The 20,680-nt window shown below is 41.8% G+C and carries 18 protein-coding genes; 10 read left to right on the top strand and 8 right to left on the bottom strand.

What is annotated here, in order from left to right:
• Positions 1–589 precede the first annotated feature (589 nt).
• The 3 genes from ABR189_RS10755 to ABR189_RS10745 are packed head-to-tail and all read left to right on the top strand — an operon-like array spanning position 590 to position 6,531.
• Positions 590–1,876: a TlpA family protein disulfide reductase gene (locus tag ABR189_RS10755; protein ID WP_354660488.1), complete on the top strand. Its 1,287-nt coding sequence runs from the start codon at positions 590–592 to the stop codon at positions 1,874–1,876.
• A gap of 40 nt (positions 1,877–1,916) precedes the next feature.
• Complete coding sequence (locus ABR189_RS10750; protein ID WP_354660487.1) at positions 1,917–5,141, top strand: SusC/RagA family TonB-linked outer membrane protein; 3,225 nt, start codon at positions 1,917–1,919, stop codon at positions 5,139–5,141.
• 19 nt (positions 5,142–5,160) lie between these two features.
• Positions 5,161–6,531: a RagB/SusD family nutrient uptake outer membrane protein gene (locus ABR189_RS10745; protein WP_354660486.1), complete on the top strand. Its 1,371-nt coding sequence runs from the start codon at positions 5,161–5,163 to the stop codon at positions 6,529–6,531.
• A 33-nt stretch (positions 6,532–6,564) separates the two neighbouring features.
• Here the strand turns inward: ABR189_RS10745 and ABR189_RS10740 are convergent, their stop codons facing one another.
• Positions 6,565–6,894, bottom strand: a complete 330-nt coding sequence (locus tag ABR189_RS10740) for a DUF6520 family protein (RefSeq protein WP_354660485.1) — start codon at positions 6,892–6,894, stop codon at positions 6,565–6,567.
• Between the two features lie 292 nt (positions 6,895–7,186).
• Between ABR189_RS10740 and ABR189_RS10735 the strand changes: the two genes are divergently transcribed.
• Complete coding sequence (locus ABR189_RS10735; RefSeq protein ID WP_354660484.1) at positions 7,187–7,819, top strand: hypothetical protein; 633 nt, start codon at positions 7,187–7,189, stop codon at positions 7,817–7,819.
• A 4-nt stretch (positions 7,820–7,823) separates the two neighbouring features.
• On the opposite strand, the gene ABR189_RS10730 is transcribed toward ABR189_RS10735, so the two are convergent.
• Both ABR189_RS10730 and ABR189_RS10725 read right to left on the bottom strand, forming a co-directional pair.
• Positions 7,824–8,990 carry a hypothetical protein gene (locus ABR189_RS10730; RefSeq protein WP_354660483.1) on the bottom strand — a complete coding sequence of 389 codons (1,167 nt, stop codon included), beginning with the start codon at positions 8,988–8,990 and terminating at the stop codon, positions 7,824–7,826.
• 102 nt (positions 8,991–9,092) lie between these two features.
• Entirely contained in the window at positions 9,093–9,977 is an 885-nt protein-coding gene (locus ABR189_RS10725; protein ID WP_354660482.1) for a helix-turn-helix domain-containing protein, read from the bottom strand.
• A 360-nt stretch (positions 9,978–10,337) separates the two neighbouring features.
• On the opposite strand from ABR189_RS10725, the gene ABR189_RS10720 reads away from it, so the two are divergent.
• Entirely contained in the window at positions 10,338–10,592 is a 255-nt protein-coding gene (locus ABR189_RS10720; protein WP_354660481.1) for a hypothetical protein, read from the top strand.
• Positions 10,593–10,655: 63 nt separating this feature from the next.
• On the opposite strand, the gene ABR189_RS10715 is transcribed toward ABR189_RS10720, so the two are convergent.
• Entirely contained in the window at positions 10,656–11,624 is a 969-nt protein-coding gene (locus ABR189_RS10715) for a hypothetical protein (RefSeq protein ID WP_354660480.1), read from the bottom strand.
• Positions 11,625–12,325: 701 nt separating this feature from the next.
• Between ABR189_RS10715 and ABR189_RS10710 the strand changes: the two genes are divergently transcribed.
• Positions 12,326–12,697 carry a single-stranded DNA-binding protein gene (locus ABR189_RS10710; protein ID WP_354660479.1) on the top strand — a complete coding sequence of 124 codons (372 nt, stop codon included), beginning with the start codon at positions 12,326–12,328 and terminating at the stop codon, positions 12,695–12,697.
• Between the two features lie 114 nt (positions 12,698–12,811).
• Positions 12,812–13,870, top strand: coding sequence for a DUF932 domain-containing protein (locus ABR189_RS10705; RefSeq protein WP_354660478.1), 1,059 nt, complete (start codon positions 12,812–12,814; stop codon positions 13,868–13,870).
• A 239-nt stretch (positions 13,871–14,109) separates the two neighbouring features.
• Here the strand turns inward: ABR189_RS10705 and ABR189_RS10700 are convergent, their stop codons facing one another.
• Both ABR189_RS10700 and ABR189_RS10695 read right to left on the bottom strand, forming a co-directional pair.
• Positions 14,110–14,466, bottom strand: a complete 357-nt coding sequence (locus ABR189_RS10700) for a hypothetical protein (RefSeq protein WP_354660477.1) — start codon at positions 14,464–14,466, stop codon at positions 14,110–14,112.
• A gap of 290 nt (positions 14,467–14,756) precedes the next feature.
• Complete coding sequence (locus ABR189_RS10695; protein WP_354660476.1) at positions 14,757–14,960, bottom strand: hypothetical protein; 204 nt, start codon at positions 14,958–14,960, stop codon at positions 14,757–14,759.
• Positions 14,961–15,029: 69 nt separating this feature from the next.
• Here ABR189_RS10695 and ABR189_RS10690 point away from each other — a divergent pair, with 69 nt between their 5' ends.
• Genes ABR189_RS10690 through mobC form a run of 3 tightly spaced genes read left to right on the top strand, consistent with a single transcriptional unit; the run spans position 15,030 to position 18,734 of the window.
• On the top strand, positions 15,030–15,413 hold the full coding sequence (locus ABR189_RS10690) for a plasmid mobilization protein (protein ID WP_354660475.1): 384 nt from the start codon (positions 15,030–15,032) through the stop codon (positions 15,411–15,413).
• Entirely contained in the window at positions 15,398–16,690 is a 1,293-nt protein-coding gene (locus ABR189_RS10685; protein WP_354660474.1) for a relaxase/mobilization nuclease domain-containing protein, read from the top strand. Before ABR189_RS10690 ends, ABR189_RS10685 begins: the two co-directional genes overlap by 16 nt.
• A 49-nt stretch (positions 16,691–16,739) precedes the next feature.
• Positions 16,740–18,734 (top strand): conjugal transfer protein MobC, encoded by a 1,995-nt coding sequence (gene mobC / locus ABR189_RS10680; RefSeq protein WP_354660473.1) that lies wholly within the window; start codon positions 16,740–16,742, stop codon positions 18,732–18,734.
• A 46-nt stretch (positions 18,735–18,780) separates the two neighbouring features.
• On the opposite strand, the gene ABR189_RS10675 is transcribed toward mobC, so the two are convergent.
• Positions 18,781–19,851 (bottom strand): XRE family transcriptional regulator, encoded by a 1,071-nt coding sequence (locus ABR189_RS10675; RefSeq protein ID WP_354660472.1) that lies wholly within the window; start codon positions 19,849–19,851, stop codon positions 18,781–18,783.
• Positions 19,852–19,881: 30 nt separating this feature from the next.
• The gene (locus tag ABR189_RS10670; protein WP_354660471.1) at positions 19,882–20,481 is read right to left on the bottom strand and encodes a hypothetical protein; all 600 of its coding nucleotides are present in this window, start codon (positions 20,479–20,481) and stop codon (positions 19,882–19,884) included.
• Between the last annotated feature and the right edge of the window lie 199 nt (positions 20,482–20,680).

The following is a 20,680-nucleotide window of genomic DNA, read 5'->3' as shown; positions in this document are numbered from 1 at the left end:
ATATTTAGAAAAATATTTTACCCCACAATTGTGGGGTAAAGTGATTTTTTTCATATCTTTATACCACAAGCGGCATTAAAAAGCTGCTGAATCACTTAGGATATACGAAATAAATTAGACATGAGAACGATAGTATTTGTAAATACGTCTTGATGATGTATTTTGCGATCTTATAAAATAATGATATTAAGCGATTTGCTTTTGTTTACGGCGCTCTACAAACTACGACCTTGAAGGCACACCCGGAAACTGAGTGAAACGCTCACGCTATGGCGTGGGCGTCTTCTATTCGGTGTGTCAGGGTGTCGTAGCCCCGTAGAGCCGGTAGGGACTAACCCACGTCTTTTTTTTGTCCCTACCAGTAATCACCCTCTTTATTCTATAATCTCGCGCATCCCCACTTCTGGCATATATAATTAACGGTTGTTTTTCAAATCTAAATGGGGTAAGAATTAAGGCAGCCCGTGAATGTCTATTCACCGGGGCTTAATAATCCAACAGACAGTGTTATAAAAAGTATGTAACCGCTAAATCTATTACAGGCAGCGTAACAAACTAACATCTTCCATAATCATTAAACCACGTCATCATGAAAAGATTATTTTTCCTGATAGGGATACTATTGCCATTCCTGCACTGCTTGTCGCAGACCATTCCTGTCAGCAGCCTAAATATTGGTGATCAGATGCCGGCAGTATCACCAACTCATACCGTAAACTTTTCAAGTAGTCAGATTTCGTTTGATTTATACCAGGGCAAACTTCTGCTTCTGGACTTCTGGACAACAAATTGCAGTAGCTGTATAGCAGGTCTTGCAAAATTGGATAGCCTGCAACAGCAATTTAATGGACGGGTACAGATAATATCTGTTACCCAGGAGAAAAATGCCATCGTTAGAAGATTTTTTGCCAATAGCAAAATTCACCGCCCCCAATTAGCCACCATTACAGATGATAGCTTGCTGCACAGTTATTTCCCTCATGCTTCCATACCTCATGTAGTATGGATTGATTCCACCGGAAAAGTGCTATCATTCACTTACGCGGAATATGTAACGGCAGATAATATACGAATGGCATTAACTGGCAAAATGAATCACCTGCCGGTAAAGAGTGATATCATACCTCATGATTATTCCCAACCATTCATGAAACCTGCAATTGCCATCGGCTCTAATGCTTCTGTATTTTACAGCATTCTTACTGGCTATTCGCCTGGCCTGGTCATGAAATCAGGCATTGAGATCGACAGTACCAGTCAGACCATACGCAGATATGCAACAAACTGGTCTGCCATTGAACTATATCTAATGGCCCTCCAGAAACTAATAAACTTTCCACGTAACCAGGTGCGGCTTGATGTCGCCCATCCGGAAAGATACCTGTATTCGCCAGATCAGGGTTACTTCTTTGACTGGCAACGACGGAACGCGCATTGTTATGAAATCCGTTGCCCCCCTGGCACTACAAGAACGCAACTGCAAGCCTATATGCTGGATGATCTTAACCGCTATCTGCATGTAAGTGGCGGCATACATGTACTGCCTGTTAAATGCCTGATCCTGAAAAAAAGTCCCTCATTTATTGCCCTATCCTCAAAAGGTGGCCCGGCTGAAATAAAGACAGGTGCCAACGGAGAGATATTATTCATAAGAAATACGACCATTGCGGCATTATTGTATCAGCTCAACAACATACAGGGCATACCACCTATAATAGACAGCACCGGCATAGCTGATAACCTGGACCTTTCACTAAATATCCCATACGGAAACACTGCTGCGTTAAAGACCGCCCTTTCCCGTTATGGCCTCACGATGACAGAAGAACTACGGCAAGTAGAAATGCTTGTAATCTCGGGCCACCCTGTTTTGTAAAAATTATCAACCAACTACCAAACCATTAAAATCCACGAATATGCAAAGAAACACTCATAGCTTTTGCCGTTATGCCCACCTGATCGGCCTTCTGATAATGCTTCTGGCAACATGGAGTTTTGCTGCAGGTCAGGATAGTAGCAACACTGCCATCCAGGGACGCATAACAAACCAGCAAAATGGCCTTCCGATGTCAGGAGCATCTATCCGATATATATTGGCTAACTATACAGCGCGAACTAATGCTGATGGCTATTTTACCATAAGTAGGGCAGCAAAAACAGACAGCCTTATCATTACTTATGTTGGCTTCACTACCTTAAAAATGTCGGTTAAAGCCATCAGCGGCACTACTACTATCAACATCCAGCTATCACCAAAGCAAACAGGACTAAAGGAGGTAATAGTTTCCACCGGATACCAATTACTATCGCGGGAAAGAGTGACCGGCTCATTTGAAAAGGTAAGTCAGGAAATTATAGACAGGAGAATCAGTACCGACCTTATTTCCCGGCTGGATGGTACCACCAGCATTTTATTTGATCATAGAAATAAAGGCCACGAACTGCTGTTCAGAGGACGAAGTACATTGTTTGGCAACAATGCTCCATTGGTGGTAGTGGATGATTTTCCCATCGAGGGAGATCTAAACCAGATTAATCCTAATGATATTGCCAGCGTAACACTACTCAAAGATGCAGCCGCATCTTCCATTTGGGGCGTCCGTGCCGGTAATGGCGTATTAGTAATCACCACCAAGAAAGGACGATACGGCCAGACACAGCGAATAAATGTTACGTCCAATGTTACTATAACCGGTAAGCCTAACCTTTATAATGACAATGCCATTTCATCCGGGGATTTTATCGATGTGGAAAAAGAGTTGTTTCGCAAAGGGTATTATACCGGCACCCTAAACAATACCTATAGCCGCCCTCCGGTAACACCTGTCGTAGAAATATTGCAACAGGAAGCCAGTGGAACTATTACCCATGCCCAGGCTGTTGCTCAGATTGATGCGTTTAGAAATAAGGACATACGCAGCGATTTTCAAAAATATCTTTACCGTACTGCTATTACGCAGCAACACGCAGTCGGTATCAGCGGCGGCAGCCCGACAGTGAACTACTATCTCAGCATCGGCTATGATGCTCTGCAAAGTAATCTGGTCCGTAATGGGTCTCAAAGAGTAACCCTACAATCAGAAAACAGTTTTCATCTTTCAAAGCGATTTGAGCTACAGGCAGGATTACAGTACGCCACCAGCAGAATTGACAATAATAACCCCGGCCCGCAGATGATCATACCAGGTGCGGATAAAGTCAGGTATTTTCCATATGCACAGCTTGCAGATCCAACGGGAAAGCCCTTACCAATGGTGAAAGATTATCGCTATAGCTTTATAGACACCACTGGATCTGGATTACTTAGAGATTGGCGGTATTACCCATTGCTAGATCTCAGACTGGCTGATAATTATAGTAACCTAAATACATATCGCTTTAAAATAGGCGGTACTTATTCAATTTTGCCTGGGCTTTCAGGAGAAATGAGGTACCAGTATGAACAGCAGACAAGTTCTACGTGGAACATGAGTAACGCTGAATCATACTATAGCCGTAATCTAATCAATCTTTACACACAGCTGCAGGATGGCAAACCACTATATGGAATTCCTATTGGAGGCATACTGGATCAAAGTTCCGAGCAACTAACTACGCATTCAGGACGCGGACAGTTAAACTATACCCGATTCTGGAGTAAACACCAGCTGGCAGCTTTGGCGGGAATTGAGGCAAAACAATCCCAAACACTTTTCAACACAGGTAGAACATATGGATATGATCCTGATCTACTGACTTATTCAAATATCAACTATGTAGACTATCTGCCAACATACATGAACCTGAAAGGTGACCAACAGGTATTTGACCCAAAGGATTTTAATAAGTTTTTATACCGCTTCGTTTCCTATTATGCCAATGCTTCTTATACTTATGATGACCGCTATATTATTTCAGCCAGCGCCAGAAAGGACGCCAGTAACCTCTTTGGTGTCAGGAGCAATAAAAAAGGTGTTCCATTATGGTCAGCAGGGCTGCGTTGGAATATTTCTCAGGAAAACTTTTACAAATCTGCCGTCTTCCCGATGCTGGCAGTACGATTGACATATGGCTATAGTGGAAATACCAGCAACCGGTTATCAGCACATACCATTATTAGTTATAATCCAGCCGGAAATAATTATCTGATCAATGAACCATTTGCCACCATTACCACCCCGCCAAATCCCGACCTGCGATGGGAGAAAACGGCTACTTTAAACATTGGTATTGATTTCAGAACAAAAGGAGATATGCTCACAGGGAGCATTGATCTATATAATAAAAAAAGCATGGACCTGATTGGTAATTCGCCATTAGACCCTACTACCGGTATATCGAGCATGAATATGAATGCTGCTACCATCAATGGACACGGGATAGATATTTCCTTAACAGGTAAATTTATCGATAGCAAACAGTTTAAGGTGGAAACTAATCTGCTTTTCAGTTATAATACCAACAAAGTTACCAGATACCAATATAAGTATAGTAAGGCTATCAGCTATTTGGGGTCAGGTATTAATCCACTGGAGGGAAAGCCTACAGATGCACTGTTAAGCTACCGCTGGGAAGGGCTGGACAATCAGGGTGATCCTCAAGGCTGGCTCTCAGGTAAGGTAAGTAAAGATTATTCAGCTATCCGCAGTAACACATTGTTGGATGACTTGGTTTACAGCGGAAGAACCCTACCTCCATTTTACGGCGCACTGCGACCTGCTATTACCTTTCGGCAGTGGAGTATAAGTGCCAACATTACCTACAAGCTGGGCCACTATTTCAGGAGGAATTCCATCAGCTATTCCGCCTTATATCAAAGTTGGAACGGTCATAGCGATTTTGCCAACAGATGGAAGCTGCCTGGTGATGAAAAAAGAACCAGCATACCATCAATGACATATCCTGTTAGCAGCTACCGGGATGAATTTTACCTACAATCTGCTGTACTGGTAGATAAAGCCGATATCATCCGTTTGAAGGACATAAACCTGCAATACAACTACCTTCCTGCAGGAAAATCTTTTTTTAAGCAATTACAATTCTTCCTGTACCTGGACAACATCGGTACAATATATCGGGCTACAAATTATGATATAGACCCTGAGTATGGTACAGCCGTTCCCCCGCGTGGCATATCATTCGGCATCAAATCCTCTTTTTAAATTCCTAAATATTTAAGCCATGAGATACTATAAGCATATATCTATCATCTGTTTTCCTTTGACAGTATTACTGTTCCTAAATGCCTGCCGTAAATACCTGGATGCAAAACCGGACAGTAAGATGGAAATACCATCAACTATAAAAGATCTGCGGGCAATGCTGGATGATGTGGCAACGATGAACCTTTCCTGGCCTATTGCCGGTGAGGTAGCTGCTGATAACTATTATCTGGTTTCTAACAACTGGTCCAGCCTTTCGTCTGTAACAGACAGGGACAATTATATATGGAAAGCAGATGTAAGTAACGATATGGACTGGAGCCTTTCGTACCGTGTGGTATTCAAAGCCAATGTAGTGCTGGAAAAATTAAATGATATTGTTCCGACACCAGCAGAACAGGAAGAATGGTCAAGACTAAAAGGTAGCGCTCTATTTTACCGGGCATTTGCCTTTTATATGGTCACCCAGGAATTCACCCCTCCGTATGACCATAATACCGCATCGGTCTCGCCGGGCATTCCGCTAAGGCTATCAGCTGATGTAAATGAGATTTCTACCCGCGCATCAGTGGAAAGTACATATTCCACTATAATAAACGATCTTGAAAATGCGGCCCTGCTGCTGCCTGTCAATGTACCGTATAAAACCCGTCCATCCAGATTAGCAGTTTTTGCCTTATTATCGCGTGTTCATCTCACGATGGGAGATTTCACAAAAGCAGCTTCATATGCGGATTACTGCATGAAAAACGGTACTCAACTCCTGGACTATAATGATGTAAACCCCAATACAGACGAACCGTTGAAGCGATTTAACAATGAGGTCATTTTTCATGTGGCGGCTAATTATTCGTATTGCCTCGATCCGTCTATTTGTAAGGTTGATACAACGCTCGTCACATCTTATACCAACGCCGATCTGCGAAAACCAATATTTTACAGAATCAATAGCGATGGTAGCGCAGCTTTTCGCGGAAATTATGACGGCAGTAACTCATATCAGCTGTTCACTGGTCTTGCTGCTGACGAGGTTTTTATTACTGCTGCTGAATGCCTTGCCAGACAGGGAAAAAATACGGAAGCTCGGCAAATACTGAATGTGTTTTTGAGAACCAGGTATGATAAATCGACATTTCTCCCTGTGACGGAAACAGATAAGGATCGCCTTCTGTCCATAATTCTGTTAGAAAGAAGAAAGGAACTACCATTCCGGGGGACAAGATGGATAGACCTACGCCGGCTAAATAATGCCGGTACCGAAAATATCACCATTCGCCGGCAGATCAATGGAGTGGTGTATACCTTACCTCCCCATGATCTGCGCTATGCCATGCAGATTCCCAGTAGCGTAACAGCCATTGTTCCAACCATACCGAAAAACCCAAGATGAAGATGGCAGGTGTATATCACCTGCCATCTTGTTTTACGGTTTAAAAACCACTCTTCCCGCTATCGGTGTACCCGCATCAATATCCCCCTGGATATTATTTAAGGCAGTAGCGTCAGGTAACCCATTACTGGCGTTCTTTTCCACCCTTATAGCACACAGCTGGCTACCATTTAAGCAACCTGTAGAGGACACCTCATGATAATTGGCCGGATTGGTAGTTCCACCTGGTTGTGTGGGTGAATATTGAAACCATGCCATCGCCCTACTTGTTGCACTTACAGATGAAGATGCCTTAGTAGCATATGCCCCGCCTATACCTGCAACAATTGCAAGAGCAGCAAACAGCAACTTTACTTTTTTCATAACATTGTTTTTAAAATGGTGAAAGAAATGATTCCGCCTATTTTTCTGTACGCAGGTAATGAGCATGACCTGCATTGCGCCGCAATATTTTGTGTCTTATATGGATAGCCTTATAGTTAGTGTTATGCAGGAACAAAGAAAGGAATTACCGGGCACTGTAAAGGCTACCACACCTAGTAGTAGCCTTTATAAGAGATTGGTTTTCTGGTCATATTAGAAACAAATATCTCCGAAATGGGTTCCCCGGAAATATCTTATCTTCAGGCACTCATTTAACCTCTTACTGAACTATATGACGATTACTGGATATCTTGATGAAACAGTATATGCGACCGAAGTATTGCTAAATTCAATTTGGCAGGATCATCAAAGAATAAAGGAATTAAACCAACAGATCCACGCAGAAGCTCTTATCGTAGAAAGGGAATATCAGGCTGCACAGTGGATGCAAACAGAAGCTGAGGACTCTGATGACGTCATGGCCGGTGTAGGTAGACATTTTGAAAACTATTGGGGTCCAGACAAAGTATTGCATGAAAAAAAGGAAAAATCAAACGAATTAGCTGATCTACTTAATACACGGAAGTATTCGATAGCTAACTTATCTGGTAGCCTTCTTGACATCGCCAAAAAGGGGTTATCAACTGCGTACGGCGCTCCCAATTTATGGCCTCAGAACCACATTGTCGCTGGATTACCTGCAGCAACTATTATTAGGGTTTCAAGAAACCAGTCCACACATGTGGATGAGGCTATTCGGACGGGCACCTTCAAGAATGACGAAATAAAAACGGTCTTTGATGCCCTTTCCAATTCAGACCCCATTTTTGCAGATTTTCTGATCAGAGATATGTCCTTTGAAGTAGTGCAATTACTCGGCTGGACTGATTATGATAGCTATAGAAATGGAATAATTAATATTTAGCTGATTACATCCTTTTACTATTATTTGCTAATTGTACTAACAGGTCATAAAGCCGCTGCTTGTTCTTTGGATCAATATCATAATAACTGCTATGAAGGTGTGTGTAACTGATCTGGTCCGATTTCATACTGGTATAATGAGTAGCCACAAACTCCAGGAGCTTTTTTACATTTCCATTCTGTATCGCGCCAGTCTCTTTAAACACCCGGAAAATTGCCGCCAGGATGGGGACAGACAGGGTTGTTTGTACCTTATAATCACTGGCATTTGATAGCCCGGTTTCAGAGGGGGCGGCTACCGGGTGCAATAGTTGTATTTCTTCATCTATTTGTTCTATGATTTGCCGAACAATTCCCGGCAAATCCGGCATCAACTTACCTGTTGGTTGTACTACCACTTCATTTACCATTCTTTTATAATTATGCAGCAGCTTTATTTTATCATCAATATTGTCCAAAGGAGATTGTTTCTTCTTAATAAGATGTTGCACAAAATAATTGGTGAATAATGGCGTGTTATAATTTATGCGTAGCAATAGCTCATCCAGCAAGGGTAATTCCCCATAGTGCGCCTCATATAAGGAAGAATTCCGTAATTCAAACCAGGCAGCTTTCAGATAAAAGAAAATCCGATATGGAAGATGTACTCTATCATTTGAGGCAAATGAACGTAGGTTATTTAATACAAGATCCACCAAGACCGGATCTTGTTTATAATCATATAATTTCTTTTCCAACAATGGGAGTTCTTTTGTAATCAGATCCCGGCAGACGGTATGATAACTTTCTGGCACCCGCTGCTCCAGGTCAAAATATTTTAAAAAATCATTCTCAATAAAAGCCAATAGCTCTGCAAGACATTGTTGCAGCTTTTTATACAGGAAGACAGATAAACGGCTATTACTGCTGGCGTCAGCCCCTTGACTAAGCATATCGAGCAGATGAATTAAAAGAATCTGATATCGGTTAATCAATACCTGCATGTTCATCTCGTCCCTTGTATTAAACATATCTTCCAATAGCGCAAGCCTGATTTTAACTTTTTCATCTACTGCTACAGTTAAGGTCTGTCTTACAAATGCTGCATCCAGGGCGGAAGGGTTACTGTTTATGGCTGGCAAGGTCTGATTAACGAGCAAATCAAACCACTCTAAAGAATATTTTCTCTGCATAGGATTTAAGTTTTTCAATGTATGATCTGATTTCTAAGTTACTATAGCTAACAGATCAATTGTTTAGCAAAAAGGAGAGAAAATAACGCAATCGGGAGCATCTTACAAAACCCCATTCTTACGATAAGCAGCCGGTGTAATCCCTACTCGTTGCTTAAATGCTGCAATAAAACTCGATAAATACTGATACCCTGTTGCAGTGGCGATTTCCTCCAGGCTCAACTCTGTTTCCCGTAACCATTGCTGGGCCACCTGTATTCGCCGGCTCAACTGGTAGTCAAAGATTGATGATCCGGTAAGCAGCTGGAACCCTTTCTTCAGTTTATATTCATTGATATAGATCATGCGCGAGAGGTCTTTAATGGTATAATGAGTATCCAGATTTTCGGCCAACAAATCTTTGAGCGCCATAATCCGCTGTCGCTCTTCATGTGTTAATGCTATCTCCGACCTATTGCTGCCATGAGCTATGGTAAACACCTCCGTCATAATATCCATGACCCTTGCATCTGCATACATACCCCGCAGGCTTCCCATATAATTACAATGCAACAGTTTATCTATGCAATCCAGGAGTGTCATAGGGGCATCAACCGGCGCCGATGTAAGACTTACGGGAGTACTTCCATTTATTTTACCCATAAATTCCTTCAATACGGGATAGTAGTCAACAAAGTGGTTCAAATACTCAATAGGCATCGCTATGTCCAGCGTAGCATAAATTCCGCTATCTCTAAATTGGAAAGCACTTTCTGGATAGGGGTGATAGAACAATAAAAACTGACCAGGTGAAAGCACAAACTGACCTAATTGTTTTACTTCAACATTTAACAAATTATCCAGTGCTATTCGGAATACCAGTTTAGGAGTGTCACAGTGACTTTCTAACATGTCATCTTTCTCTAAACTGAATACATTATACCATACTGCGTAATCGTTGCTTTCAGCAATGCACTGAAATAATAACTCACCATTGTTATAGTTCATAGCAGATCTTCTCTGAGATACTATCTGATGGTGTAATAATTCAGCTGAAATATTCTCTGTATAACGAAATGGCATACCGCTGCTTGAGGTCACTTTACAAAGCATGATCATCACATTTGGTGAATTAATGGGCTTACTAAACATTCATTTGTATTCCGGCAATAGGTGCTGCAGTAATACTGCAAAAAAGGGAATCTGTTTGTTATGGTTACTTTAACAGGCGCTGTGCAATCTTAATTTACAAAAAACTGCGGTATTAAATCATGATGATTCTGTACAAGATAAATAAATACATAAATTCCAGTAGCTTGATAATCAGTGAAAAGTGTTTAGCTTGCAGCTCGATAAATTAATGATAAGATGCCAGCAATAGACATTAAAAAATTTACTAAAGCAATTAATGTGGACGGAGCGGATGTTGAATTTAACTTTCAACCTATGAACATCAGGAAAAAGCAACTGTATCAGGTATATTGTAATTACAATGGAAGCCAGGTACGATTCCACCTGCAAAGCAAGGATGAACAAAATTTTATGATTGCCAGCAAAGCATCCTGCCCAAAGGAGTATCATGGATTGGAACCGGAATTCTCAGAGGCCATTTGTAACAATTGATTATAATAAGTGAGGCCATTCCTATTAGGAATGGCCTCACTTATTATGTGCTACAAATCTACTTTAAGAATAATAATTAGTCCAGTTTCTTCCACTATAAAAATCTATCAGATGAATCACGTCGGATAAAAATACTATACTATTAACAGTACGTTGAAAGTCGAAGCTAATCTTGCCGGTATGTACCAACGTATTTCTATTACCTATAATCTTCCTGATTTCCTCCAGTTGCATAGCGGTTAAAAGGAAACGGTTGTCCAATCTAGGCACGTACTCTTTTAAAATCTTATGGATGTCAGGTGAAGGCATAGTTTCAATTAACCAATCAGCATCTGGAACCTTTCTACTTATATAATGCTTCACTGCCACTTCAACCGCGGAAACCGCCGTGATAAAAGCGCTTTTGGGGCTGCTGAATTGTTGTCCCTCCGCTTCCCTGATCATTGCGTGATAAATAGGTTCAGAAGCTCCTTCCTGTAATAGTTTAACCATCTCTTCTCTAATCTGGTCGGCAGTCAGCTCCACCGCAATCATCATTCGTACTGTACCTACAGGGGCATCTAAGAAATTAAGAGAATGCCAGGTATTCCCATCCTCGGACCATTCGTATTTTTTTGATAATATCTTATTTTCATCTCCGGATAAATTAAACCGCCACCGCGCTAACCCAAACACCCGGTCCACCATTGCAATGCAGTTAGGTAAACTCTCGCTTAATGTGGCCGCTATCAACGTGTCAGGATCTGCCATCCTTACAACTTCACCTTTGGCCAGTTTGGCCATGAAAGCATCCATTCTTTTCTTAGTAACTAATACTTCCAGAATACCATCTACAAGTAAACCATATCGTTCCCAGCCATCAGGTAAGGTTTCAACAATGTTGCTTATTGTGCAAGAGGCAATCTCTGATACAGGAAAGGTAACTGGTCCTTCTGTATTCAATGCTTTTAAATCATTCCCTGACGTCCTATAAACATATTTTGTTCTGACCCAAATTCTTTCTTGTTTTTGTCCTGGTTGCTTAGTTTCCATAGTGCATTTTAAGAAAACTAATTTAAGAAAATAATATCAACGAACCATTGTTTTAGAGCCATAATCCGCATCTGTATTTACTTTGTTGTGGAAATTCAATTTTGATACCAACGGTATCTCCTGATACAGCATCCGTTGCGACGCTCCGTTTATAATCCACCAATTCATATCAGCTTTCCTTTTGAAGATATAGGATATTATAGCATTCTTCCCCTTCAAAAGCTATTGTGCCTGTCAGCTCATACGAAAGTCTGCGCCTTCGCGTTGCTGCGGCTGGCCTCCGGTTGAGCAAAAAAAATCTCCACCACGTTCATGATGATTTTTCCAGCTGACTGTGGTCGTATTTTTTTTCCTCAAACTTTCTCCTTCCTTCCCGGCCCAATCTGCTTGTCGCTACGGGGAAATCGCAAGGCAGGGTGCCGAGCATTACAGATTTTCTAACCGTAAATTTAGCGACTATGACACATCACTTTTTTTCCCGCGTTATGCGGCTATCATGGCGAATCCAGCGACAACGCCATGTAACAAGGTCTAAAGCTCTCTTCTCCGCATGGGCTATTCTCTTAAATGAAGATGTCACCGTTTGGTTTCTTGTTAAAAAACACAGCCATACCAATTACGCCAACCGCGTAAACCCGGAACAGCTAACACTTTTAAGCGACTAACCAAGTACCATTTTTTCACCTTTAAATTTTCAAGTCATGGAAATCATTGGAAGATTAACCGCAGATGCAACTATAGCAACGGTTACAGGAAACAAGCAGGTAGTAAATTTTAGTATTGCAGTTAACGACTATTACCGCCCGAAAGGTAGCACAGAAACAAAGAAACTGACTACTTATATATCCTGCGCGTACTGGATCAGTACCAAAGTTGCCGACCTCTTAAAAAAGGGAACGCTGGTACAGGTAGACGGCAGAATAGGTATAAATGCCTACTCCGTAGCAGGGGAACCACGGGCCAAAATTACCCTGCATGTAAATAAGATAAAGATCTATCCGGTAAAAAGCAGCCCGGCAGCCGCGCCGGTCGTGGCTGGTGCTACTGCGCCGGCGGATGATCTGCCCTTTTAAACTCCCAGGTATCCGCCCGGTGTCCGGGTGGATACCCTTTTCCCAAATCATTTTATAATAATCTTTACCACAGCGTCCCCTGCTGCGGCCTACAAATCAAAACAGGGGTATTTTATGGCACATAATATTTTCTTCAACGAGCAAACAGGAAAACATAGTTTCTTTTCCGTACAACAAAAGGCATGGCATGGATTAGGCCAGATTGTCGAAAGTTATCCTACCAGCGCGGAAGCAATCCAATTTGCCGGGCTGGATTATACTGTAGAAAAACGCCGCTTGTTTACATTAGACAATGGACAAGTCAACGAACAAGAGGAATTAATTCATAATGAAATTGAGGTACCCAACTATTACGCCACCCTTCGCACCGATACACAAGCCGTGTTGGGGGTAGTGGGAAAGGATTACCAGGTAGTACAGAACACGGACGCCTTTACCTTCTTTGATTCCATTGTAGGCGGTGACGGTATTTTTTACGAAACAGCCGGGGCGCTGGGTCAGGGCGAACGTATATTTATCACGGCTAAACTGCCGAATTATATTAAAGTGGGTAATGATGACCTGATAGAACAATATCTTTTCTTAACTACCAGCCATAACGGTATGGGAAGCATCACCGCCGCATTTACACCTATCCGTATTGTATGTAACAATACACTGAATGCGGCCATGCGTAACCATTCCAACAGCATCAAAATACGGCATACCGTAAATGCAAAGGACAGGCTCGCACAGGCTCATAAAGTAATGGGCCTTGCTAACACCTTGTCTGTGCAGATGGAAGAAGTTTTTAACCGCTGGTCCAAAGTGCGTATTACTGACCCGGAAGTAAAAAAACTTATTCAGCTGGCTATGGTGCCTAACAAAGAAGTATTGCAAAACATACAATCCGGTAAAGTAGATGAACTGTCCACCGCCTTTACTAACATCGTGGATAATGTTTACGATTACGCCATGAGCGACAGCACCCAGCAGACAGATACCACACGCGGCACTCTCTTTGGTGCTTATAATGCAGTTAGCGGTTACTTTCAGAATGTACGCAGTTATAAGACGCAGGAAGTAAAACTAAATTCCATCATGAACGGTACCGCGCAATTGCGGACGCAAAGCGCCTTTAACCTCTGCGAATCATTTGCCAGCAAAGGATCTGCCGGGCTGATTTTTAACTAAAGGCATATAGCGGGGAGAATAACTCCCCGCTATATCTTTATCACTTCCGGGATTGGTGTCTTTTTGCCGCCAAAAAACGGCCTGCCCTACGGGACAGGCCGTTGTGGATATCTGATAAAGATCAATTCGGACTTTGCTGTTCAATAAAAATCCGGGCAGGAATGCCCGGAACACATCTATAACTGAAAACTACGAAAAACATTGTTATCCCTTGAAGCCTATGGCTCATTACTTATACGTTACCCATTGCCAGTATGAATTATATCAGCCTGACGTAATACAATATTGCCATTGGTGTTTTTATCGGAAGTCAGCTGATATAGGATATTTAAAGGACACACCCTGAAATCAATTTTCCCATCATCTAATATATACTGCTCGTTATCCTTTCTTCTGAAAACAGTCAGCCGGAATTTTCGTTCCGTTTTTTCATCACGAAAGAAACAGGTAATCCCTGCACCGCTCTTCGTCCATATTTTAAAATCAAGAAAGGCGTGAACAATGCCCGTAGGAAGATGGGCCGTATCATAAAGGTAGCTCCTGGGTTCGTACCCGGCGGCGATGGCCTCATTAAAGGTCTGCACATTTCCACTCATCACATTTTGTTTTAGTTGAACAATATGAAGGCAAAACTAATATAAACTACTATGTCATAGCTGTATAGAATTGATACAGGTGATCGCCAGAATGCTGTGCAACATTAGTTTTGCAGGGATAGATACTGATTTGTGAAAATTAAAAATGACGAGGTATGATAATCAGTAAAGACATATTCGTGAGAAAAACAAGAAGCTGGAGAGGCTGCTGTGCTGTCAATATTTCAGTACTTCATTTTAAAAGAATAGCCAACCCGCATATTCATTTACATATTTTCTGCCACTGCTTTCTATGCTCCATCCAGCGTTTTTTTTCCAATGGTGGCAAAGCTATTCGATACCATCCTCCAGACATGCTGTTGCAATATTTCTCCAGACAACCGGTAGCCGCCCCGCAAGACTTCCAATACTTCCGGAAGACAGATCAGGATGCCGGTACCCGCACCCGGCGAGATGTACCGTTGTTGCACAACGGGATCTCGCCCCGCCTCCAAAGTCGGCAGGGTATAGTAATAATCCCGCTCGGAACTCGCCGGATTTTTTAAGACTAAAGACTTTTTTATATGGAAAAGACACCCAAGAAATGGATAAGTATCCGCACAAAACCTGCGGAATATGATATCATATATAGTCAATATCAGCAGACGACCTGCCGTAATCTGAGCCAGTATGCAAGACAGGTATTGCTAAAGAAACCCGTAGTAATGAAGTATCGGAATCAGTCTGCAGATGAAATATTGTCAGCCCTCATTGCAATAAAAAATGAGATGGCTGCCATCGGCAATAACTATAACCAGGCAGTAAAAAAGTTGCACACCATGAAGGATATACCGGAAATGCTAACCTGGATTTTATCTAACGACCTGCGGCAGCAACAGCTGGTTGACTTCTCACGGGACATGTTACACCAACTTGAAAAAATTCATAGCCTATGTATGCAGAAATAGGTAAACCCACCGCCAATATTGGAAAAATGTTGAATTATAATGAACAGAAGGTAAAGGCAGGGACAGCTGCGCTGCTTCATGCCGGCAACTTTTTGCAGGAGAAGGAACATCTCAGTTTCTATGATAAGATGAAACGATTCACGGATTTGAATGAACTCAATACTCGGACCAACAAGAATGCCGTGCATATCATCCTGAATTTTCATCCTACCGATAAATTAAATGATGACTTGATGAAGACTATCGGTACCGACTATATGAATAGAATTGGTATGGGCAATCAACCTTATCTCTTATACCGACATTCAGATACAGCGCTACCGCACATCCACATTGTTACCAACCTGATTAATGAAACTGGCAGGCGGATACCAACTCACAACATCGGCAGAGATAAATCAGATCCGGCCAGGAAGAATATTGAGGCAGAGTATGGACTGGCAAGAGCAGCCGACCATCCGGAAGAACAGCAACGTTTTCTTCCAGTGCTAAATCTGGGAAATGTTATATACGGCAAAAGTGAAACTAAACGCCGCATCTCCAATGTGCTGGCTAATGTGGTAGATATCTATAAATACAGCTCACTTCCTGAACTGAATGCTATTCTTCAGTTGAGTAACGTCTATGCTGATCCCTGTAAAGATAACTCACGGGTATTTCGTAACAAGGGTCTGTATTACCGCGCACTTGATGTAAATGGGAAGAAGGCAGGCGTACCTATTAAGGCCAGCTCCATCTATCTCAAGCCTACGTTAGGTTATCTGGAAAATAAATTCCTGGAAAATGCCTGCCTGAAAAAGCCGGAAGATGAAATGCGGATTAAGGCGCTTATAGACTGGCATTTCCATCAACATGCCGGCGGCTCCTTATCTGATCTATTCCGGTCGCTGGAAAAGCAGGGTATTTCTTCCGTGCGTAGGATAAATGAGGACGGCAGGCTGTATGGCGTCACTTTCGTTGATCATATCAAAAAGACAGTATATAACGGCAGTTCCCTGGGTAAAGGCTATAGCGCCGCAGCATTGAGTAAAAAAGCGAATGAACCCCAACATACCATACAAGCAAACCAACATCAGGAAACTTCATTACTGCCGACAAAGCCGGTCCAGATAGATTCACCTGGTTTACAGAAAGCGCAGCTTTCAGATGACAACATATTGGCGCTTTCAACTGTCAGCGGAAAAGTGATTGAGCAGCTAACAGGACCGGAAAATTCCTTTCAGGGACCAGAACTGAACAAAAAGAAGAAGAGACGGAAACGCCCGTCCATTGATTAGTGATACATAAACCAGCGCATATGCTGAGAAAGAGTGGAGGAAGTGAGTTATGCGTACCGGAGAAAATGAACAGGGTCTTCGCAAGATCCTGGACCTTACCAGGTTAATCAGCCTGACTGTTTTAGTCATGCACTTTTATTTTTATTGTTATGCTGCGTTTCACAGCTGGCAATTAACGTCGGCTATCACAGACCGGCTCCTGGAGAACATCGCTAAAACAGGTTTGTTCTCTTATTTCCTGAAATCAAAATTAATTGCGCTAGGATTTTTGGGGATCACTCTGCTCGGCGCCCAGGGTAGGAAAGATGAAACGGTAAAGTTCAATACTGTCTGCCTCTATGTAATAGCCGGATTGGTACTATACTTCATCAGTTATTATGCGCTGTTGTTTCCAACCGATCTGCAGATTCGTGTCTGCATCTATATTGCCGGTACCGGATCCGGCTATATATTAATTCTCACTGGCGGCACACTACTTTCCAGAATAATTAAGTTGAAAATTGACCGCGATGATATTTTCAACAAGAAAAGCCAAACATTTCCCCAGGAAGAACGCCTGATGACAAATGAATACTCCATTAATATACCAGCTACCTACCAGTTAAAAAACAAGGTCAGGAAAAGCTATATAAATCTTATAAATCCAGCACGTGGGCTACTTTTGGCCGGCCAGCCCGGAAGCGGTAAAACCTGGTACATTTTAGAGGAAGTCATTAAGCAACAGATAGAGAAAGGCTATTGTCAATTCATATATGATTGGAAGTATCCAGATCTTACCACCATTGCATATAACCACTATCTAAAGTATCGCCATAGATATAAAGTACCGGTTAAGTTTAATGCGATAATCCCGGAAGATCCAACAAGAACGGGAAGGTGCAATCCCCTCGAACCTTCTACGATGACGGACATAACAGATGCCGCTGAATCTGCCCGCACCATTCTTTATGGCCTTAACCGTAGCTGGATTTTACGCAATGGGGATTTTTTCGTGGAATCTCCAATAATCCTGTTGACAGCGGTGATCTGGTATTTACGCAAATACCGTAATGGGGAGTATTGTACACTGCCTCACGTAATTGAACTACTCCAAGTTGAATACAGTAAGCTGTTCACCATGATCCGGTGTGAACCTGAGCTTGAAATTTTAATTTCTCCGTTTATCTCCGCACTGGAAGCGGGAGTAATGGAGCAATTGGAGGGACAGATAGCCGCAGCAAAAATTGCTATGGCGAGATTATCCAGTCCAGAGCTGTACTTCGTGCTTTCCGGCAATGATTTTAACCTGGATATTAATAACCCATCTGCTCCGCAGATTTTGTGCATGGGAAATAATCCCCAAAAGCAGGCCACTTACGGTGCGGTACTTTCCCTATACATCAACCGCCTGATAAAACAGATCAATAAAAAGGGGAAAATGAAGTGTGGCGTGAACTTCGAGGAATTTCCCACCCTTACCGTGCAGGGCATTGATGCCCTGATCGGGACAGGAAGATCCAACCTCATAGCCACTACCGTAGTAATACAGAATCTGGACCAGGTAAGAAAGGACTATTCCCGTGAAATGGCGGATGTGCTAATGAATCTCTGTGGTAATATTATCTGTGGTCAGGCTTCCGGAGACACTGCACGGCAAATGAGTGAACGGGTGGGTAAGATTATGCAGGATCGATCCAGCACTACCATCAATAGCTCTGATACCTCCATCAATCATTCCCAGCAGCTGGACATGGCAATTCCTGCCAGTGTTATCAGCAACCTCTCTGCTGGTGAATTCGTAGGGATTGTATCCGACAATCCCGGACAGGAAATAAAACAGAAGATTTTTCACAATAAAGTAACGAAGGATGCTAAAGCAGCTGACCGTGAACGGAAAGGTTATAAAGACTTGCCGGTGGTTCGTAGTATGGAAAACGGGATTGTGCAGAAAACCTTTCTGCAGATCAAGGAGGATGTTGATGATATAGTAAATGCTGAGATTAGTAGTATAATGAGTGATCCGGGGAAAGCGCATTTAGTAGTTAAGAATAAAAGCTGCCAGTGAATTCTATTATACAATTCACTGGCAGCTTTTATTCTTTGAGTGATGATTAATTGTGAGTGCTTCTTACAACTCTCAATCGAACAGAATCTAAATTAAAGTAGTCCTGGAAATCACGATGGTTTAAATGCAACAAGTTCCCCATGTCCTCCGTCGAATAACCCAGCTGTTCTTTATACACTTGAAGAATTTCCTTTATCAACATTGGATACTCTTTGGCAGGACTCAGCTCTGGAGGTTCTTGTAACTTAAATCCCAGTGCTGATAATTGAGAAAATAAATATTTAGCCTGGTTCTCAGTTATACTTCCAATTTGTTTAGCCTTCATCACTAACGAAGACATAGACACTCTCCAATATAATTTTAGATTGGTCAACGCTTTGAAATCTAAGTTTTCAAAACTCCTCCTGAAATCTATAGATGGCACCAGCAATTCACTGGCGAACTTAAATGCCTCCAATTCAACATCTCGATCCTCTGCAATAGGATTGCCAAAATGGAATATAAGATGCCCCAATTCATGAGCTACCGTTAGCCTGTATCTATCAGGGCTAAGTTTATTATTTACAAAAATAAGAGGATGGTTCTTTTCAGTATATAGACTGATCCCATCAATTTTATCACCGCCAAAATCGAAAGGGACAATAACGATTCCATTATCTTCGATTACTTTAGTGAGATTATCAATTTTCCCTTTGGGTATTCTCCACTTCTCTCGTAATAAGAGAGCAGCATCTTCCGGGCTTCCATGAGTAGCAATATCCCATCGGAATAAGTTGGTTTCCGGCAAATCAATGCTGTCTAATAATTTTTCGATACTTATTCGAATGATATTCCGTTTGGCCTCAGAAACAGAAAGATTCTTCTTTGTCATACTAAGCCTTTTACGGTAGTAAATGTAGCTTGTAGCATAAACATTATCTTTCTGACTGAAAAATGAACTAGGGTAGTCGAGGACTTTACACAGGTTTTGAATAAGTTCAGGTGATGGCTGCATTAAACCATTCTCAATTTTTGAAATAGTTCCTTGAGCCACTCCTAACAAAGTACACAGATCACCTTGATTAAGCCCCCGAGATTCCCTTGCGAGTTTTATCATCTCCGGGTTAATGGCAGTCATATATAGTAGATTATTACGCTAAAATAAAAATCACTTATCGTCCGTTCCCGTTTTCTGGATACCCTTCTTAACTGAAACGCGATTGGTAGTAGTTGTATTCTGTTCCTCTTCCATCGTAAACATTGATGTTTGCTTTACTTCGGATGTCAGATCCTTTTGCCAAATGATTACATCACCAGCGCGACATACAACATGGATATTTAGAATTGATGTCCATGACTTATCAGGACGATACCCAGCTGTCAACAATGTGGGTTCACCACCAAAACCAGCGAAGTTTGCCTGCTTATTGTAGTTTTCGCTCTGATCAGTTTTAACGTTTGAGGTTGTTAAATCGTCATTGAATTTTTTAAACCTTATAAAGACGCTCCCCTGGACTAAAATGCCGAAAATGCCATTAAACTCTCCAAGAGAAATGTCTGCATCTTCACCTATCTGCTCTTTTATTCTCACCTTGATGAAATCATGAATGAGTGAAGCACATGTCCTCGGCTTAAAATCAACCACACCTGTAGATGATCCCTGCGCTCTTAATGCCATATAATCTGCAAAAGCATCTGCAATCGCGGAAGCAATTTTCGGATAGTACTGCCGCGCGATATTTTCAACCTGTTCCTGTGATAAAATCATACTATCAAATTATAATGCAAATATAGTGTTTTTTTCCAAAACAACAAAAAATATTCCTTATAATATTCTTCCAGATTTGTTAAAAATATTCCAATTGATATAACTAATTTATTATCAATATTTTATACGATATATAAAAAAGCGTCAGTGGAATTACATATAATATTTAATGTATAAGATCTAACCCATAACGCCTAAT

This window comes from Chitinophaga sp. H8, assembly GCF_040567655.1.
Lineage (GTDB): Bacteria > Bacteroidota > Bacteroidia > Chitinophagales > Chitinophagaceae > Chitinophaga > Chitinophaga defluvii.
This window is presented reverse-complemented; position numbering and strand designations above follow the sequence as displayed.

Coding starts and splice junctions, on each gene's coding strand:
- ABR189_RS10755 (WP_354660488.1), top strand. CDS start 590: ATGAAAAGATTATTTTTCCTGATAGGGATACTATTGCCATTCCTGCAC.
- ABR189_RS10750 (WP_354660487.1), top strand. CDS start 1,917: ATGCAAAGAAACACTCATAGCTTTTGCCGTTATGCCCACCTGATCGGC.
- ABR189_RS10745 (WP_354660486.1), top strand. CDS start 5,161: ATGAGATACTATAAGCATATATCTATCATCTGTTTTCCTTTGACAGTA.
- ABR189_RS10740 (WP_354660485.1), bottom strand. CDS start 6,894: ATGAAAAAAGTAAAGTTGCTGTTTGCTGCTCTTGCAATTGTTGCAGGT.
- ABR189_RS10735 (WP_354660484.1), top strand. CDS start 7,187: ATGACGATTACTGGATATCTTGATGAAACAGTATATGCGACCGAAGTA.
- ABR189_RS10730 (WP_354660483.1), bottom strand. CDS start 8,990: ATGCAGAGAAAATATTCTTTAGAGTGGTTTGATTTGCTCGTTAATCAG.
- ABR189_RS10725 (WP_354660482.1), bottom strand. CDS start 9,977: ATGAACTATAACAATGGTGAGTTATTATTTCAGTGCATTGCTGAAAGC.
- ABR189_RS10720 (WP_354660481.1), top strand. CDS start 10,338: ATGCCAGCAATAGACATTAAAAAATTTACTAAAGCAATTAATGTGGAC.
- ABR189_RS10715 (WP_354660480.1), bottom strand. CDS start 11,624: ATGGAAACTAAGCAACCAGGACAAAAACAAGAAAGAATTTGGGTCAGA.
- ABR189_RS10710 (WP_354660479.1), top strand. CDS start 12,326: ATGGAAATCATTGGAAGATTAACCGCAGATGCAACTATAGCAACGGTT.
- ABR189_RS10705 (WP_354660478.1), top strand. CDS start 12,812: ATGGCACATAATATTTTCTTCAACGAGCAAACAGGAAAACATAGTTTC.
- ABR189_RS10700 (WP_354660477.1), bottom strand. CDS start 14,466: ATGAGTGGAAATGTGCAGACCTTTAATGAGGCCATCGCCGCCGGGTAC.
- ABR189_RS10690 (WP_354660475.1), top strand. CDS start 15,030: ATGGAAAAGACACCCAAGAAATGGATAAGTATCCGCACAAAACCTGCG.
- ABR189_RS10685 (WP_354660474.1), top strand. CDS start 15,398: ATGTATGCAGAAATAGGTAAACCCACCGCCAATATTGGAAAAATGTTG.
- mobC (WP_354660473.1), top strand. CDS start 16,740: ATGCGTACCGGAGAAAATGAACAGGGTCTTCGCAAGATCCTGGACCTT.
- ABR189_RS10675 (WP_354660472.1), bottom strand. CDS start 19,851: ATGACTGCCATTAACCCGGAGATGATAAAACTCGCAAGGGAATCTCGG.
- ABR189_RS10670 (WP_354660471.1), bottom strand. CDS start 20,481: ATGATTTTATCACAGGAACAGGTTGAAAATATCGCGCGGCAGTACTAT.